General features: G+C 58.0%; 16 protein-coding genes. 8 read left to right on the top strand and 8 right to left on the bottom strand.

Annotated features, from left to right (window positions below):
• Positions 1-5 precede the first annotated feature (5 nt).
• Positions 6-908: a site-specific tyrosine recombinase XerD gene (gene xerD / locus DNI29_RS08445; RefSeq protein ID WP_110977648.1), complete on the bottom strand. Its 903-nt coding sequence runs from the start codon at positions 906-908 to the stop codon at positions 6-8.
• Positions 909-1054: 146 nt separating this feature from the next.
• Here xerD and aroQ point away from each other — a divergent pair, with 146 nt between their 5' ends.
• The 6 genes from aroQ to DNI29_RS08415 all read left to right on the top strand — a co-directional run bounded on the left by aroQ (position 1055) and on the right by DNI29_RS08415 (position 5915).
• A complete protein-coding gene (gene aroQ / locus DNI29_RS08440; protein WP_110977647.1) occupies positions 1055-1501 on the top strand; it encodes a type II 3-dehydroquinate dehydratase in 447 nt (148 codons plus the stop codon).
• A gap of 276 nt (positions 1502-1777) precedes the next feature.
• Positions 1778-2845, top strand: coding sequence for an aminotransferase class V-fold PLP-dependent enzyme (locus DNI29_RS08435; RefSeq protein WP_110977646.1), 1068 nt, complete (start codon positions 1778-1780; stop codon positions 2843-2845).
• A gap of 39 nt (positions 2846-2884) precedes the next feature.
• The gene (locus DNI29_RS08430; protein ID WP_110977645.1) at positions 2885-3445 is read left to right on the top strand and encodes a MarC family protein; all 561 of its coding nucleotides are present in this window, start codon (positions 2885-2887) and stop codon (positions 3443-3445) included.
• Between the two features lie 113 nt (positions 3446-3558).
• A complete protein-coding gene (rnhA, locus tag DNI29_RS08425) occupies positions 3559-4017 on the top strand; it encodes a ribonuclease HI (protein ID WP_110977644.1) in 459 nt (152 codons plus the stop codon).
• Positions 3998-5125, top strand: a complete 1128-nt coding sequence (locus tag DNI29_RS08420) for an acyltransferase family protein (RefSeq protein ID WP_162303555.1) — start codon at positions 3998-4000, stop codon at positions 5123-5125. Before rnhA ends, DNI29_RS08420 begins: the two co-directional genes overlap by 20 nt.
• A 67-nt stretch (positions 5126-5192) precedes the next feature.
• A complete protein-coding gene (locus tag DNI29_RS08415; RefSeq protein WP_110977642.1) occupies positions 5193-5915 on the top strand; it encodes a tRNA1(Val) (adenine(37)-N6)-methyltransferase in 723 nt (240 codons plus the stop codon).
• 15 nt (positions 5916-5930) lie between these two features.
• Here DNI29_RS08415 and DNI29_RS08410 read toward each other — a convergent pair whose 3' ends face one another.
• The 3 genes from DNI29_RS08410 to DNI29_RS08400 are packed head-to-tail and all read right to left on the bottom strand — an operon-like array spanning position 5931 to position 8995.
• On the bottom strand, positions 5931-6635 hold the full coding sequence (locus DNI29_RS08410) for an ATP-binding cassette domain-containing protein (protein ID WP_110977641.1): 705 nt from the start codon (positions 6633-6635) through the stop codon (positions 5931-5933).
• Complete coding sequence (locus DNI29_RS08405) at positions 6628-7575, bottom strand: hypothetical protein (protein ID WP_123823126.1); 948 nt, start codon at positions 7573-7575, stop codon at positions 6628-6630. The genes DNI29_RS08410 and DNI29_RS08405 overlap by 8 nt, the downstream gene beginning before the upstream one ends.
• 52 nt (positions 7576-7627) lie before the next feature.
• Positions 7628-8995 carry a saccharopine dehydrogenase C-terminal domain-containing protein gene (locus DNI29_RS08400; protein ID WP_110977639.1) on the bottom strand — a complete coding sequence of 456 codons (1368 nt, stop codon included), beginning with the start codon at positions 8993-8995 and terminating at the stop codon, positions 7628-7630.
• A 258-nt stretch (positions 8996-9253) separates the two neighbouring features.
• Between DNI29_RS08400 and cdd the strand changes: the two genes are divergently transcribed.
• Together cdd and DNI29_RS08390 are read left to right on the top strand one after the other, a co-directional pair.
• A complete protein-coding gene (gene cdd, locus DNI29_RS08395; RefSeq protein ID WP_110977638.1) occupies positions 9254-9748 on the top strand; it encodes a cytidine deaminase in 495 nt (164 codons plus the stop codon).
• 98 nt (positions 9749-9846) lie between these two features.
• Complete coding sequence (locus DNI29_RS08390; protein WP_110977637.1) at positions 9847-10521, top strand: alpha/beta hydrolase; 675 nt, start codon at positions 9847-9849, stop codon at positions 10519-10521.
• A 59-nt stretch (positions 10522-10580) separates the two neighbouring features.
• Here DNI29_RS08390 and DNI29_RS08385 read toward each other — a convergent pair whose 3' ends face one another.
• The 4 genes from DNI29_RS08385 to DNI29_RS08370 all read right to left on the bottom strand — a co-directional run bounded on the left by DNI29_RS08385 (position 10581) and on the right by DNI29_RS08370 (position 15219).
• The gene (locus DNI29_RS08385; protein WP_110977636.1) at positions 10581-11333 is read right to left on the bottom strand and encodes an SDR family NAD(P)-dependent oxidoreductase; all 753 of its coding nucleotides are present in this window, start codon (positions 11331-11333) and stop codon (positions 10581-10583) included.
• 14 nt (positions 11334-11347) lie between these two features.
• Positions 11348-12160, bottom strand: a complete 813-nt coding sequence (gene porT / locus DNI29_RS08380) for a type IX secretion/gliding motility protein PorT/SprT (RefSeq protein WP_110977635.1) — start codon at positions 12158-12160, stop codon at positions 11348-11350.
• A complete protein-coding gene (gene ubiE, locus DNI29_RS08375) occupies positions 12109-12837 on the bottom strand; it encodes a bifunctional demethylmenaquinone methyltransferase/2-methoxy-6-polyprenyl-1,4-benzoquinol methylase UbiE (RefSeq protein ID WP_110977634.1) in 729 nt (242 codons plus the stop codon). The genes porT and ubiE overlap by 52 nt, the downstream gene beginning before the upstream one ends.
• A gap of 129 nt (positions 12838-12966) precedes the next feature.
• Complete coding sequence (locus tag DNI29_RS08370) at positions 12967-15219, bottom strand: OmpA family protein (RefSeq protein WP_238388044.1); 2253 nt, start codon at positions 15217-15219, stop codon at positions 12967-12969.
• Between the last annotated feature and the right edge of the window lie 207 nt (positions 15220-15426).

The raw sequence follows: 15426 nt of genomic DNA, 5'->3' as shown, positions 1-15426 counted from the left end.
TGGGATTAGCTGCGCGGGTGAAACTCCGTGATAACCTGGCGCAGATAGTCCCGGTCGAGGTGGGTGTAGATTTCGGTGGTCGTGATGCTCTCGTGGCCCAGCATTTCCTGCACAGCCCGCAGGTCTGCGCCGCCCTCTATGAGGTGGGTAGCAAAGCTGTGCCGGAACGTGTGCGGGCTGATGCTTTTCCGGATGCCTGCCTTTTCAGCGGAGGCCTTGATGATATTAAATACCATCACCCGCGAGAGACCTGCGCCGCGCTTGTTCAGGAAGACGGTGTCTTCGTGGCCGGGCTTGATGTCGAGGTGGGCCCGGATGCCCTGCAGGTAAAAGCCCAGGTGCTTCAGCGCGTCGCGCCCGATGGGCACCAGCCGCTCTTTACTACCCTTCCCCAACACCCGAACGAACCCTTGGTCGGCGTAGAGATTGGAAAGGCGCAGGCCCGTCAGCTCGCTTACGCGCAGCCCGGAACTGTAAAGCACTTCCAGCATGGCCCGGTTGCGGGTACCCTCGGGCGTGCTTAGATCGATGCCGTCGAGGATCTGTTCGATTTCCGGGTAGCTGAGTGTGTCGGGCAGCTTGCGGCCAGTTTTGGGCGCATCCAGTGTGTCGGTTGGGTCCAGGGTCAGCAGGTCCTCCATAATCAGGAAGCGGTAGAAGGCCTTAATGCCCGATAACGTGCGGGCCTGCGAAGTGGCCGTCATGCCGAGGCTACCTAGCCAGGTCAGGAAGTCACGCAAAATGCGAGTGGTTACTTGCTGAGGCGAGGCCGGCAAATTTTCCACCTCCAAGTACTGGCGCAGCTTCTGCACGTCGCGCACGTAGGCTTCCACGGAGTTGGCTGAAAGGGATTTTTCAAGCTGCAGATAGCCCTCGAACTGTTTGAGGGCAATGGACCAGGTGGACATAGGAAGCGGGGTAGGAACTGGAAAGCACTGGGTGCTGCCCGCAAAAGTAGGAGTTAGTAGCTGCCGTAGCGGGCCAGGGCTTCGGTTGCGCCCAGAATGGCAATACCTTTGTTTTGTATTTCGCCTACCTCCTACCTCTCTCCCCTATGCAGATCCTGCTTCTTAACGGCCCCAACCTCAACCTGCTTGGTCGGCGCGAGCCGGGCATTTACGGCTCCCGCTCTTTCGAGGACTACCTGCCTGAGTTGCGCGAAGCCTTCCCGCAGTTTGAGTTGGCATATTTCCAGAGCAACCACGAAGGGGAACTGATTGACAAGCTGCACGAGGTAGGCTTCAGCTACCACGGCATTGTGCTTAATGCGGGCGGCTACACCCACACCAGCGTGGCCCTGGCCGATGCCATTGCCGCCATTAATACGCCCGTGGTGGAGGTGCACCTGAGCAACCTGCACGCCCGCGAGGAGTTCCGCCAGAAAAGCCTCATCGGCCGCAACTGCGTGGGCAGCATCAGCGGTTTCAAGCTCGACAGCTACAAACTGGCCCTGCATTATTTCGACGGCCAACGCCCAAAACGAGTAGGGTTTAAGGTGTGATTTCTGGTGGGAAGCTGACAGGCAAAGGGTGAGCTTCTCAGGCCGGACGGGTTGGCTTTGGGCTGACACCTGCCAAGGGTTTAGCGTGCGTTAAGGGGTAGGCAAGCTGCGCAAACAGCCTGCCCGCACACGACGCGAATGGTGCGGGCGTTATCCGGTCGGGAGCCTTGGCGTCAGGCTGGCGCCAGAAGCGCGCCCTTACTTGTCACCATTCCTATCCTCACCTCACTACCCAATCAATACCTTTGCGTTTCCACTCCTTAGTCTTTCCTTCCTATGTATACATTCAACCCTGGCCCTTCGCAAGTGTATCCGCAGGTGCGCCAATACCTGCAGGATGCCTTTGATGAGGGCTGGCTCTCGGCCCAGCACCGCGGCGAGCGGTTTGTGCAGCTTATGCGCCAAACGGTGCAGGAGCTAAAAAACAAGCTCAACGTTCCGCAGGACTACACCGTGTTCTTCATGAGCTCGGCCACCGAATGCTGGGAGGTGCTGGCTCAAAGCCTCACCCCTACCAAAAGCTTTCATCTCTACAACGGGGCCTTCGGCGAAAAGTGGTACGAGTACGCCAAAGCCCTCCGCCCAGCTACCACGGGCCTGCAGTTTGGGCCTGATGAAATTCCGGACGTGCACAACCTACCGGGCCTCGATGAGAAAACCGACCTAGTGTGCATCACCCAAAACGAAACCAGCAACGCCACCCAGCTCCGCGACGGCGTGGTGTTGAACATCTACAACCGCCTGCCAGGAAATGCCCTGCTGGCCGTTGATGCTACTTCCTCGCTGGCCGGTATTCAGCTTAAGTACATTAAGGCCGATATCTGGTATGCTTCGGTGCAGAAGTGCTTTGGGCTGCCGGCGGGCCTCTCGGTGATGCTGCTTTCGCCCCGGGCCGTGGAACGCCTGCGTAAAATAAATGAGCGCAGCCACTACAACTCGCTGACGTCTCAGTACGAGAAGATGCTCAACTACCAGACCACCCACACCCCCAACGTGCTGGGAATCTACCTGCTGAGCCGCGTTATGGCCGACCGGCAGCCCATCAAGGCCATTCATCAGCATCTGCAGGACCGGGCCACCAAGCTTTACGATTACTTCGACCAGGCCACGCAGCTTTCCCCGCTTATCACCAACCCCGAAAGCCGCTCCACCACAGTGATTGGGCTGCAGGGCGCGCCCGCTCTTATTGAGGAAGTAAAGCGCCGGGCCCTCACCCAGGGCTTGCAGCTAGGTAGCGGCTACGGCAGCTGGAAGCCCACCAGCCTGCGCATTGCCAACTTCCCAGCCATTCCGGATGCGGCCTTCGAGCAGTTGGTACAGTTCTTCGCCCGCGAGTTTGCCTAAACCAGCGTAATCAAATCAATCAGCGGTAATCTGCGGTTCATGTTCAGCTTCAAGGAAATTGCGTCCGTAACACTCACGCTTTTCGCCATTATTGATATTCTGGGCTCCATCCCCATTATCATCCAGATTCGGCAGCGCGAGGGCAAAATCGAATCGGAAAAGGCCACGCTGGTAGCAGGCCTGCTGATGATAGCCTTTCTGTTTCTGGGCCAGAGCATTCTTTCCCTGTTTGGAGTTGATTTTCAATCGTTTGCCCTGGCCGGCGCCATTATTATCTTCCTGATTGGTATGGAGATGATTCTGGGGGTAGAGCTTTTTAAGCACAACCCGTTGGCTTCCACGGGCTCCATCGTGCCCCTGGCGTTTCCGCTGATTGTGGGGGCCGGCACCATGACCACGCTGCTTTCCCTGCGGGCGGCTTACCAGCTGCCCAACGTGCTGGCTGGCGTGCTCGTGAACCTGGTGTTTGTGTACCTGGTGCTGAAAAGCTCGGCTTGGATTGAGCGCAAGCTGGGCAAGGCCGGCGAGGATATTCTGCGTCGCGTGTTCGGCGTCATTCTGCTGGCCATTGCCATTAAGCTGTTTAAAAGTAATTTTTGAATGAACAGGAAAATGGGCGAAATGTGAAATTGTAAGCGTGGCTGCCTATTAATAAGACAGCGCGCTTCTGCCTTTCACTCCGCTCCTTTTTCCTGTTCTCCACATTTCGCACATTGATTTACCTATTCACCGACGGCTCCTCGCGGGGCAACCCTGGGCCGGGCGGCTACGGCGCAATTCTTCGTTTTGGTCAGCACGAGAAAGAGCTGACCCAGGGCTTCCGCTTGACTACCAACAACCGCATGGAGCTGCTGGCCGTGATTGTGGGCTTGGAGGCCATTACCCGCCCCGAGCTGCCCATTACCGTTGTCACCGACTCGCGCTACGTGGTGGATGCCGTGGAGAAAAAGTGGGTTTTCGGGTGGGCCAACAAGTCCGATTTCGGCAAGAAAGCCAACGAGGACCTGTGGCGCCGCTTCCTGAAGGTGTACAAGCAGCGCTCCGTGCAGTTCCGTTGGGTGCGCGGCCACAACGGCCACCCCGAGAATGAGCGGTGCGACCAGCTGGCCGTATGGAGCGCTACCCAAGGCAAGCTGCTGATTGATGAGGGGTATGAAAGCAACCCCAACTAACCCTGAAACGGCTGTATCCTTAGTACCAGCCCTGACCGGGGTACGGGCGGTGGCGGCGCTGCTGGTGTTTGTGTTCCACCATCGGCGCCTGCTGCCTACCCCTTCTCCAGGCTTCAACTCCGTACTGGAGGCCTTCACGGCGGAGTTGCACATTGGGGTTTCCATTTTTTTTACACTGAGCGGTTACCTGCTGTGCCGCCGCTACTTTTCCTACCGCTTCAGCGCTGGGGGCCTCGGCACGTTTTTGTGGCGGCGCTTTGCCCGAATTTACCCGCTGTATTTTCTGTTGTGCACGGCAGTTTTCCTGCGGCTGTACTTCCGTGGGGGGGTGGAGCCAGCCCAGTGGTGGCAGCAGTACGGCCTGAATATTACCCTGCTCAAAGGCTTCTCGGAGCGCTGGTACCTGAGCGGCATTGGGCCGGCGTGGTCTTTGGCAGTGGAGGAGTGCTTTTACATACTACTACCCCTGCTGCTACTGTTGGCCCGGCGCTTTTCGCTACTGAGCTGGGTAGGCGTGGCGGGCCTTTTGCTGGCACTTGGATTAGGAGGGAGTTACATACTGCAAGGAACTGGCTGGCTGGAATCCAATCGGTTTGTGTTGCAGGCTACCATTTTCGGGCGCAGCGCCGAGTTTCTGATTGGTGCCGCTTTTGCCCGCCTGCCGGCCACGCGCTACCCCTACGCCACCAGTGCAGGGGTAGCGGGAGTGCTGGCGACGCTGCTGCTACTCGTGGGCATCAAGATACGCCTGGCAGCCCAGGTTAGTATTCTGACGCTGCCGGGCTTGGCCGTGAATAATTGGTTTTTGCCCTGTGCCACGGGGCTGCTGCTGCACGGGCTGGCCTCCTACCCCAGCGGACTGCAACGCGTCCTCGGCAGCCGCTTGCTTGTGATTTTGGGGTACAGCTCTTATGCGTTTTATTTAATTCATTTGGGCGTTTTCGCTGATTTTGTGGTGGCCCGCCTGCACCTGTACTTGCCCTCGTCGCCACCATTCCCAGTCTTGCTCTTGCTGACGATTGGTGCTTCCGTAGGCTTGTATTTGCTAGTCGAAAAGCCACTGCATCGGTGGTTGCTACAGCTTGGCTCCTCATCGCGCGCTACCTGATCATCTGCCTTGGCTTAGCTGCCTCACTTATCTGTTTCTTTCCTACCCCCTCCCGTTGCGTTCAGGCATGCCTAACTCCTTTTTCCAGTTTAAGCAGTTTCGGGTAGAGCAGGCTGGGTGCGCCATGAAAGTCAGTACCGATGCCTGCGTGCTGGGAGCCGTAGCTCCGGTGGAAGGAGCTTCGAGCATTTTAGATATTGGCACCGGCACCGGCCTGCTGGCCCTGATGGCGGCCCAGCGTAACCCCAGCGCCCGTATTGAAGCAGTAGAGCTAGACGCGGCGGCCGCCACCCAAGCCACCGAAAACTTCCGGGTCAGCCCCTGGAGTTCACGCCTGATGCTGCACGCCCAGCCGCTGGCAGCATTTGCCGCCACGCAGCCGCTTCCTTTTGAGCGTATCATCTGCAACCCTCCCTTCTTCCGTAACTCGCTCCGCTCCCCCAACGCCGGCCGCACCACCGCCCGCCACACCGCCCCCGATTCGCTCACTTTTGCTGAGCTGGCCCACTTCGCCGCCAACTTTCTGACCTCCGCAGGCCAGCTGACCGTTTTGCTACCCCCATCCGAAATGCACCACTTCGAGCGGGAAGCTGCTTTAGTTGGTCTGTATCCCACTACACGCCTGGTAGTGCATCACCGGCCCGGGAGTAAGGCGCTACGCCACATCACAAGCTTCGGCCGCCAGCCAGGGGTAGTGCAAGAGCAGCAACTCTTTCTGCACGACGCAGATGACACCTCGTATTCCCAGGAATTTCAGGAGCTGTTGGGGCCTTTCTATCTGGCCCTCTGACAGCATGTGTCAGGCTCAGACGACATCGGGTAGCAGCTGCCGCAGATGGGCTAGTTTCTGCTGGTGCAGGGTATCCAGCAGGTCGGTTTGCAGCTGCCCGAAGTGGGTGGCGGGGTAGTGACGCAGCACCCGGCCGTCGGCCAGCACGGTTATTTCGTCGCATAGCTCGGTGAGCGAGCCCAGCAGATGTGAGGTGAGCAGGATGCCTACCCCCTGCCCCCGCAGGCGCCGCAGAATTTCCATCACCAGCAAGTTGGTACTCAGATCAAGCCCATTGAAAGGCTCATCGAGGATGAGGTAGCGAAAATTCTGCACCAGCAAGGCCAGCAAGGCCAGCTTCTTTTTCATTCCCGCCGAATATTCGTCGGCGTACTGATCCAGGGGTAGCTCCAGCAGATAGTTCCAGCCGGCTAAGTCGGGTACGGGCCGCCCCCGAGCTTGCAGGCAGAACTCCACGTACTCGCGACCAGTAAGGCGAGGGTAGAAATACGGCTCGTAGGGTAGCAGACCGGTATGCTGCCGAATAGCAAGGCCTGTAGTTTCCTGCACGGTGCCCTCGTAATCGGAGTGCAGCCCGTAGAGGCAGTGCAGCAGGGTAGTTTTTCCCGCACCGTTGGCCCCCACCAGCCCGTGCAAGGTAGCGGGCTGCAGGGTCAGATCAATGTGGTGCAGAATGGTATGGGGGCCGAAACTCTTGCGCAACCCGCGAATCTCAATCATATCGATACATGGCTAAGCGCCGGTAGCTTTTAAGCATCAGCCCCAGAAAACAAGCCGCCAGCAGCGCACTATACGCGGGGTTGCTACCTACTACGGACAGGCCAACCACCACGGCCCCGGCCTGGGTCAGGCGGCTCAAGGTTGCGTGCGGATAAAAGGCATATTTGGCCAGTACTACCATAGTAAGCACCACGGCACACCAGAACAGCAGCGCTATTGTGCCTCCCACTCCAGCCGGGCTTAAAGCCAGCACGGCGGCCAGCGGGGCCACCGTTAGGCCAAAATAGAGCAGCCCCCACCCAACCCGGCTACGCAGCCACTGCCCGCGTGCGTGCAATACCGGTAGCAGCAAGGTCCAGGGTTCCGCCGGGCCATATACCTCCAGCAGCACGAGCAGCCACCCTATGATGGCCAGCACCGGGCCGGTAGCGGTATAGCGGGTGGCAGCCGCCGCACCCAAAAGCGCCAGCCACAGCAAAGGCAGCCAGCCGCGCCGACTGCCGCCTACCCACTCAAACGCTACGCTACGGAACAGGCTACCCCGGCGAAAACGGCCTGCTTTGTCCTTGGCAGGCGGCGCCAGGGCCACTGCCGCAGTAAGCGCCACGGTAAGTCCGGCGGCCTCAACCCGACCCAAACCCAGCAGCAGGAGTACCACCGGCAACGTCAGCAAGGCATATTCCGCCGCTAGCCAAGGCCGAAAGCGAGGCGCCATCAGCTCCAGAAAAGTAATGTCTTCGCGCTGCCGGTGGAAGCTCCAGGCCAACCCAGCCACTACCACAGGTACTACCCATACCACAGTTGGGCTACCCGCTGCTACCACCAACGCCCGAACCGTACTGAGCCCCAGCAGCGTGCCTAACAGCAGCAACCGCCACCAGCCCAGCTCGCGCAGAAGTCGGCCCAGCAAGCGCGCCCGTAGCAACAAGTAGTTTCGCATGGGCATCTGAACGCCGGAAGCCGCTGATCTATTTTAGATAACCAATAGTAGCCTACCCCCTCCGTTCCGGGGAGGGCCCTACCCCTACTTCCTCCACGAACCGGATGCCATACTCCTGGTCCAGCTCATCCAGAATAGGGTCATAGAGTTCGGGTAGCGTAGGAATAACTACCCCGCGTTGCGTGAGCTTGCCTTGCGCCAGCCGCCGCACCGCCATAGCTACCGGTAGCCCTACGGTTTTAGCCATGGCCGTTTGCACCGTATCTTCCCCAAGTACTACCAGAGAGGAAGTAGCCAGATGTGGCTCACCGTTCAGGGTAAACCCGATGAGGTGCTGCATTACAATCATGTCGTGGTCGGTGGGTTGCAGGGCCCATTTCTCGGTGAGCAGACGTTCCAGAAGCTGGGCCGGGGTAGCATTGGGCAGCCCAACCGGGCGCGCGGAAAACAGCTCCAGCCACGCGAGGCGTTGCATTTCGGGGCCTTCGGGCGTCAGACCGAGGTAGGCGGCTACTCGCTCAGGCAAATTATGGGCTTCGGCGCTAACCGGCAGGTAGGCTTCCACCAGTTCGGCCCAGGTCAGGGTTGCAGGGTTGCCGAGGTGCACGGCATCGTCGGTGAGGCCCAGGCGCACCAAGGCATGCCAGGCAGCGCAATAGCCGGGGCGACGCAGAGTGCCACGGAGCATTGTCGGGATGTCGAGCAGACCGTAGGGCTCCCGGTAGCTCAGAGAATCCCGGTTAGCGTAGCCTTCGAACTCCCCTACCCCTGGCACGGCCAGCGCTTCGGTACGGGCAAACAGCTGCTGGTACGGAATGAAGCGCAGGCGACCATCCTCCAGGTATTTGGCGGTGCTCTGGCCGGCCAGCACCACGTTGCGCGGGTTCCAGGTAAACTTGTACTTCCACGGGTTATCCGCCTCGGCCGCTGGCGCCAGCAGCCCGCCACAGTACGATTTGAACGAAGTAATCTGCCCACCTCGATTCCGGATGCTGGTCAGGAGCCGCATGGCCGACATATGGTCGAGGCCGGGGTCGAGGCCACACTCCATTAGGATGGTGATGCCGGCTTTTTGGGCTTCTTCATCCAGGCTTCGGATTTCCTCGCTCACGTAGCTGGCCGTTACCAGGTGGCGTGCGTGCCGAACGCAGGCCCGCGCCACAGGAGCATGTAGCAGCGCAGGCAGCATGGATATTACCACATCGGCCTCACGCACCAGCTCGTCCAGCTTAGCTTCATCCTGCATATCAAACGGAACAGCACGCGCATAAGCAGCATGAGCCGCTAGCACCGGTACCAGGTGGGCCGGCTGCATATCGGCAATGGTAAGCTGCCAGCCTTCAGTAGCAGCATGGCGAAGCAGGTAGTGCAGCAGAGAGGAAACGGAGCGGCCGGCGCCGAGCAGCAGAATACGGGTCATACGGGGTGGATGGAGGTAGGAAGCGGGTGGGCAGTTTCTGACCATGAAGGGTCACAGACTGCCAATATTAGAAATTTGAAGACAAGCGGCCGGCCCAGCTACTTTCGGTACGTGCGAATAGCGCTTGCCCGAGACGATTGAAAAACCATCTATTTCTGATGGGCACCCTCGCCGTAAGCAAAAAAATCGTACATTCACCGCCCCTTTTCACTACCCGGGGCCGCCAGCCGGAACCGGGCCGTTCTTTTCCCGCCCCCGATGGCCCAACCCCTCCACCTGACCATCACTGTTGACGTGGTGGCCTCCGAAGCTGACCTCTCGCCCGCTGAAGCAACTACCTGGCAGGCCGCCCGCGCCGCCACGGACCACGCTTATGCGCCCTACTCCCACTTCCACGTAGGCACGGCGCTGCTGCTCGACGATGGTTCTATTTTCCGGGGTACTAATCAGGAAAACGCGGCTTTCCCCTCGGGCCTGTGCGCCGAGCGCACGGCGTTGTTTGGCTTGGCTGCTTCCCAGCCGGAGCGCCGCATTGTGGGTATGGCCGTAGCGGCCCGCCCCGCCAACGGCGACTTTGTGCCCGTTACTTCCTGCGGGGCGTGCCGGCAGGTAATGGCCGAGTATGAGCACCGCCAGAAACAAGCTATTCCGCTGCTGCTGCAGGGTCCGAACGGTAGCATCTACCGGTTCAGCTCCCTCTCCGATCTGCTCCCCTTCGGCTTCACCTCCGACGACCTGCCGAGAGTGAATTAGTGAGTTGGTGAACTGGTGAGTCTAACGCCTTATTGGTTCTAGCCCTTATTCACGCAGACCGCACCACAAGCGCAGTCAAACGCACAACCTCACTATTTATGGCTGCTCAAGAACACCATCTGCCGGTCGTGCGCACGGCTCGGTACTACCAATTGGGCGAGCTTTCCGTGGCTACGCGCCGGGTGTGGGTAGTAGCCCACGGCTACGGGCAGCTGGCCATGTACTTCATCCGCCACTTTTCCTTTTTGGTGGAGGCCGACCCCAGCCTGGTTATTGTAGCTCCCGAGGGCCTCTCGCGTTTTTACCTGCAAGGCACGGGCGGACGAGTAGGCGCTACTTGGATGACCCGCGAAGACCGCCTGACGGAAATTGACGATTACGTAACCTACCTCAATCAGCTCTCCGAAAGCATCCTTTCCCAGGCAGCTCCGGAGGTGGCAGTTACAGTCCTGGGATTTTCGCAGGGCGCCGCAACCGTTAGCCGCTGGCTGGCGCAAGCCCCGTTCCGGCCCGTACATCTGGTGTTGTGGGCTGGCGCTTTCCCGCCCGACATGGATTTCACGAAAGCGGCCCACTTGTTACAAGGGTTGCCGGTTACCTTGGTGTGCGGTACCGAGGATGAATTTGTTTCGGAGGAGGCTTTGCAAAAGCAGCTGCGCTTTTTTCAGGAAATGCAGATAGAACCAAGGCTTATCCGCTTTGAAGGCAAGCATGCACTAAATGCTACAGCCCTGGCCCAGCTTAATGAAGCCGAGCTAACAGTCTCTAAATAGAAGAAGGCCGCCCTTAAGGGGAGGCCTTCTTCATCTTACAGGGGGTAGCCGTTGGCGCGTTATGCGTCCTTGCGGATAGAAGTAGCAGAAGCCTGGGCGGCAGGCAGAATTAGCACCTCAGCAATATTGACGTGGGCTGGGCGCGTAACCATAAACTGAATCAGGTCGGCAACATCCTCAGCCCGCAGAGGCTCGAAGCCTTTGTACACGGTAGCAGCCCGTTCCGTGTCGCCCTTGAAGCGCACCTGCGAAAACTCCGTTTCCACAGCGCCAGGGTTCACCTCCGCAACCCGAATGTGGTGGGGTAGCAAATCTAGGCGCATGCCTTTGGTCAGGGCCGCCACAGCCGCCTTGGAGGCGCAGTACACGTTACCGTTGGCGTAGGTTTCGTGGCCCGCAATGGAGCCTATGTTGATGATGTGCCCAGAGTTGCGGCGTGTCATAGAGGGCAACACGGCGCGACTCACGTAGAGCAAACCCTTCACGTTCCCATCCATCATATCGTCCCAGTCCTGCGGGTCGCCGTCCTGAATGGGGGCCAGCCCGTGGGCGTTGCCGGCATTGTTGATCAGCACGTCGATTTCCTGAAACTCCGGGGGTAGGCTTTGGATGGCCGCGTCCACAGCAGCCCGGTCGCGCACGTCAAAGGTCAGCAGATGGGTAGGCACCTCGCCTAGCTCCTGGGCCAGCTCCTCCAGTCGCTCGCGGCGCCGGCCAGTGAGCACCAGCCGAAAGCCAGCCTTACCCAGCGCAATAGCTGTAGCCCGCCCAATGCCCGAAGAGGCTCCCGTAATTAGTGCAGTTTTCGTCATGTTCCGGAAAAAAATTAGCGCCCCGACCAGATGTTCAGGTACAGGGTCACGGTGTTGCTTTTCATGCTCTGCAGGCTGCGGCTATACACATCGGTGCCGGGCTTGTGCAGGTTGCTGAGGCCGTGGGAAAAGCGCAGCTCGGGCGAAAATTTAAAGAACGGATAGAACAGGTCCATCCCTACCCCATACTCCAGCGCGATGTCGCTCGTCTGGGCCTGCAGCAGATTTACCTCGGGGTCCTTGCGGCGGTTGCCGATGTTGAAGCTGGGCCGCACGCCCCCAATAATGTACACCCGTGAGTTACGTCGCCGCTCCGATTTCAGCTTGAACATAATCGGCAAATCAATCTGGGTGCTGCCAATTTCCTGATCCTCGATTTCCTGCGGGTCGTTGCTGGTTTGTGGCGAGTAGCCATAGGGCTTAAACTCAATCCGGCGGGTCAGGAAGCTTACCCCAGGCGCGAAGTTCAAAGCCCCGTAGTCGCCAATCCGGACGTCGCTCAGAAAGCCGACGGAAAAGCCCGGACTAATAACGGAGTTAGCGGAAACACCCTGGTTAGGGTAGCCTTCGGCCTGCTCAATCTTGTAGCGCGAGAAGTTAGGGGCCACAAACATGCCCAGGTGCAGCCAGCGGCTATCATAGCCCGGCAGGTTATCTACCGTTACTGATTTTACTTGTCCGTTGCGGCCGCGGCTGGCGCTGGTCCGGCTCTTGCGCTGGGCCTGGGCGCTGAAGGGCAGTGCCCCAATGGCCAACGCCAGCAAGGCTAGGCGGGCTACTTTTGAGCCGTGTAGATGGAGCTGATACCGAACGTGAGGGGTTGCCATGCAGGAGAGTTAAAGCCGATTTTACGCAGAATGGCCAGGAAATCCTGTCCATCCGGAAAGGCCTGCACCGATTCGGGCAGGTAGGTGTAAGCGGCGCGGTCCTTGGAAATCATCTTGCCAAACACCGGCAGAATATTCTTGAAGTAGAAATTGTAGGCCTGCTTCATGGGAAAAGCAGTGGGTTTGGAAAACTCCAGCACCACCATTTTACCGCCTGGCCGTAGCACCCGGCGCATTTCGGCCAACCCTTTTTCCAGGTTCTCGAAATTGCGCACCCCGAAAGAAGCCGTCACAGCATCGAAGTGGTCATCCGGAAACGGCAGGTTTTCTGAGTCGCCCAGCTCCAGCCGGATGCGGTGGCTGAGACCCTTCTGCTCCAACTTGCGGCGCCCTACCTCCAGCATGCCCTCCGAAATGTCCACGCCTGTAATCTGAGCATCTGGGGTAGCAGCCCGCAACGTTTCAATAGCGAAGTCGGCGGTGCCGGTAGCAATGTCCAGAATACGGGCCGGACGCAGTTGCTTAAGCTCATTCACAGCTTGGCGGCGCCAGTAGATATCCGTGCCCACACTCAGAAAGTGGTTCAGGAAGTCATACTTACCGGCAATGCTGTTGAACATCTGGGCCACCTGCGACTTTTTGCCGGCGGCGTCATCTTTATAGGGTACTACGGACATACTTCTCAGGGCGAAGAACGAGGAAACAGGGGCGAAATTGCCCAAATAGAACGGGCCTGCCTGCATTATGTTGAAAAAAAACGGGTCGGACTACCAGCCCGACCCGTTTTCTTAGTAGCAGACAAGTGATTAGTCGTTGTCCGTCTTCACTTTGGTTTTCGAACCATCAGCCTCCTTAGCCTTCGAGTCGATGGTACCATCCTTGGTGATGGTCTTGCTCTTCTCGTCGTTAGCGCCTTTGGTTTTTACTTTCACCTTGTCGCTGTCCTCATCCACCTTGGTTTTCACCTTGGTGCCATCGGGCAGCTTAGCCTTGCTCTTGCCAGGCTGCAGAGGGGTAGTAGTGCGGGTAGCCGGAGCAGCCGAAGAGCTGGTAGAAGACCCGGTAGTGCCACCTGCCGATGGGTTCGTCAGCTGCGGAGCTGCTTCACCTTCTTTAACAATCACGCGGAACTCCACGCGGCGGTTCAGCTGCATGTTTTCCGGCGAATCATTAGCAGCAGCCGGACGACGCTCACCATAGCTTACCGTCACCATGCGCGTTTCCGAAACACCCGACTTCTTCAGGTAGTTGTAGGCCGCGTCCGAACGGTTCTGACCCAGTACCATGTTGTACTCGTCGGTGTTGCGCGAGTCGCAGTGGCCCTCGATGGAAATGTTTACACCAGGGTTAGCCTTCAGAATCCGACTGATGTTGTTCAGTTCCGTAATCGACTCCGGACGCAGCTTGTACTTATCCGTGTCGAAGTAGATTTTCTTGAACTGAGCGTACTGCGAGGACAAGGTATCTACGTAAGGAACGTAGAAATCTTTCTCAATAACGGTCGAGTCGTTGGTAGAAATCGGAACGGCAAACTCTTGCGTTTCGATGTTCTTGCCGTCTTTCGACACGGCTACCTGGTAGGTACGGCCCGACAGCACGTTCACTTGGTAGTCGCCGGTTACGGGCTTGGTTACGTCGCGGTAACTCAGGGCCGTTTTATCGGCCTGGGTGCCACTGAACACCAACTCTACCCCCGGAATTACGGTGCTATCCTTTTGGGAAAGCACCCGGCCCCGGATAACAGCGTTCTTGATGTAGTTGATGGTGTAGATGTCCTTCTCACCGTAGCCGCCAATGCGGTACGATGACAGGTAGGCATAGCTACCATCTGGGCTCAAGCGGTAGTAAGAGTCATCATCGGGCGTGTTGATGGGGTAGCCCATGTTCTCAGGGCGGCCCCACTTGTTGCCCACCGAGTCCCACTCCGACTTGAAAATGTCGTAACCACCCATGGTATTGTGGCCACGCGACGAGAAGTACAGCGTTTTGCCGTCCTTGCTCAAGTACGGGCTGTCGTCGTCGTAGGTAGTGTTAACAGCGTTGCCTATGCTTTTGGCCGGTCCCCAGTCGCCGCCGGGCTGGCGGGTAGAGTAGTAAATATCGAGGGTACCTTCCTCGGAATACTTGGCCGTAGAGAAGTAAATGGTTAAGCCATCTGGCGTAATGTAGGCATCTCCTTCATAAGCCTTCGAGTTGATGTTGCCATTGAGTTTTTTCGGAGCCGTCCAGTCGCCACCCGACTTCTCCGTGTAGAAGAAGTCGCCGTTTTCGTCCTGGCGGTACATCAGCATTTTGGTGTCGTTGTCGAACACCTGAATGGAAGCATCGTGGCCTTTGCCGTTCAGCACGCCGCTCAACGAACGGGGCTTTTCCCATTCGTCTTCGTCAATGCGCTTGGCTTCGAAGATATCCTCGAAGTACTCACCGTCGGAAGCCAGGTTGCCGCCTTTTTTGCCATCTGCATTACCGGCGCCAGTTACGTTCTCACCACGCGAAGTGAAAAGCAACAGCTTGTCATCACTGGAAATAACGGGGCTGTGCTCCGAGTATTGGCTGTTGATGGTGGGGCCCAAGTTCTTCACGAAGATGTCCTTGGGGCTGTTGAACTGCACTTTGGCGTTTTTGCTGTGCTGAATCAGCTGAGCCAGTTCCTTTTTACGGGTGTCTTTGCTTTTCAGAGTAGCATTGTAGGCCTGGAAGTGTGTAATGGCCTCGTCAAAGTTATAGTTCAGGTGGTCAACCCGACCCAACCAGTACTCTACGTCCTTCGATACGTTCTTTTTTAGGCGCTGCGCTTTATAGATATAGTCGCTGGCCTTCTCCTTATCGAAAGACATGTAAGCAATACCCGCCCGGAACAATGCCTGCGCATTATTTGGCTCCTTGGCCAACACTTGCTCGTAGTAAGGAATGGAGGCCCGGTAGTTTTCTTGGGAGAAAAACTTATTAGCAGTCTTCAGTTGCTTGCGTGTGCTTTGAGCCAGGGCAGGCTGGGCCATAGCAGCCGTAAGCGCGAAGGCGCACGAGGCTTTCAATAACCTTCTGACTAAGTTGTCCATTGTTGGAGGGGTTAGGGAAATAAGGAGTTGCAAGGGAGGAGTTGAGAAATGCGGTACACCGGCTGTGCAGGCACTTTTTCAAGAGTTGCCTCTTATACTGAAAACCTGCGTCAGGGTTGAGGCAGGGCCGGCGAAAGTATGAGACAGGCGCGATTTTCCGGGCCTTGTGCTCGCCTTTTCACCTCTAAATACTGCCCTAAATTCAGG

This window comes from Hymenobacter sediminis, from assembly GCF_003231285.1.
Classification (GTDB): domain Bacteria; phylum Bacteroidota; class Bacteroidia; order Cytophagales; family Hymenobacteraceae; genus Hymenobacter; species Hymenobacter sediminis.
Note: the sequence above shows the minus strand (reverse complement) of the source record. Positions and strands in the feature narration are given on the sequence as shown.

Excerpts from the sequence above, each read along its gene's own strand:
- xerD (WP_110977648.1), bottom strand. The coding sequence starts at position 908 with ATGTCCACCTGGTCCATTGCCCTCAAACAGTTCGAGGGCTATCTGCAG.
- aroQ (WP_110977647.1), top strand. The coding sequence starts at position 1,055 with ATGCAGATCCTGCTTCTTAACGGCCCCAACCTCAACCTGCTTGGTCGG.
- DNI29_RS08435 (WP_110977646.1), top strand. The coding sequence starts at position 1,778 with ATGTATACATTCAACCCTGGCCCTTCGCAAGTGTATCCGCAGGTGCGC.
- DNI29_RS08430 (WP_110977645.1), top strand. The coding sequence starts at position 2,885 with ATGTTCAGCTTCAAGGAAATTGCGTCCGTAACACTCACGCTTTTCGCC.
- DNI29_RS08420 (WP_162303555.1), top strand. The coding sequence starts at position 3,998 with ATGAAAGCAACCCCAACTAACCCTGAAACGGCTGTATCCTTAGTACCA.
- DNI29_RS08415 (WP_110977642.1), top strand. The coding sequence starts at position 5,193 with ATGCCTAACTCCTTTTTCCAGTTTAAGCAGTTTCGGGTAGAGCAGGCT.
- DNI29_RS08410 (WP_110977641.1), bottom strand. The coding sequence starts at position 6,635 with ATGATTGAGATTCGCGGGTTGCGCAAGAGTTTCGGCCCCCATACCATT.
- DNI29_RS08405 (WP_123823126.1), bottom strand. The coding sequence starts at position 7,575 with ATGCGAAACTACTTGTTGCTACGGGCGCGCTTGCTGGGCCGACTTCTG.
- DNI29_RS08400 (WP_110977639.1), bottom strand. The coding sequence starts at position 8,995 with ATGACCCGTATTCTGCTGCTCGGCGCCGGCCGCTCCGTTTCCTCTCTG.
- cdd (WP_110977638.1), top strand. The coding sequence starts at position 9,254 with ATGGCCCAACCCCTCCACCTGACCATCACTGTTGACGTGGTGGCCTCC.
- DNI29_RS08390 (WP_110977637.1), top strand. The coding sequence starts at position 9,847 with ATGGCTGCTCAAGAACACCATCTGCCGGTCGTGCGCACGGCTCGGTAC.
- DNI29_RS08385 (WP_110977636.1), bottom strand. The coding sequence starts at position 11,333 with ATGACGAAAACTGCACTAATTACGGGAGCCTCTTCGGGCATTGGGCGG.
- porT (WP_110977635.1), bottom strand. The coding sequence starts at position 12,160 with ATGGCAACCCCTCACGTTCGGTATCAGCTCCATCTACACGGCTCAAAA.
- ubiE (WP_110977634.1), bottom strand. The coding sequence starts at position 12,837 with ATGTCCGTAGTACCCTATAAAGATGACGCCGCCGGCAAAAAGTCGCAG.
- DNI29_RS08370 (WP_238388044.1), bottom strand. The coding sequence starts at position 15,219 with ATGGACAACTTAGTCAGAAGGTTATTGAAAGCCTCGTGCGCCTTCGCG.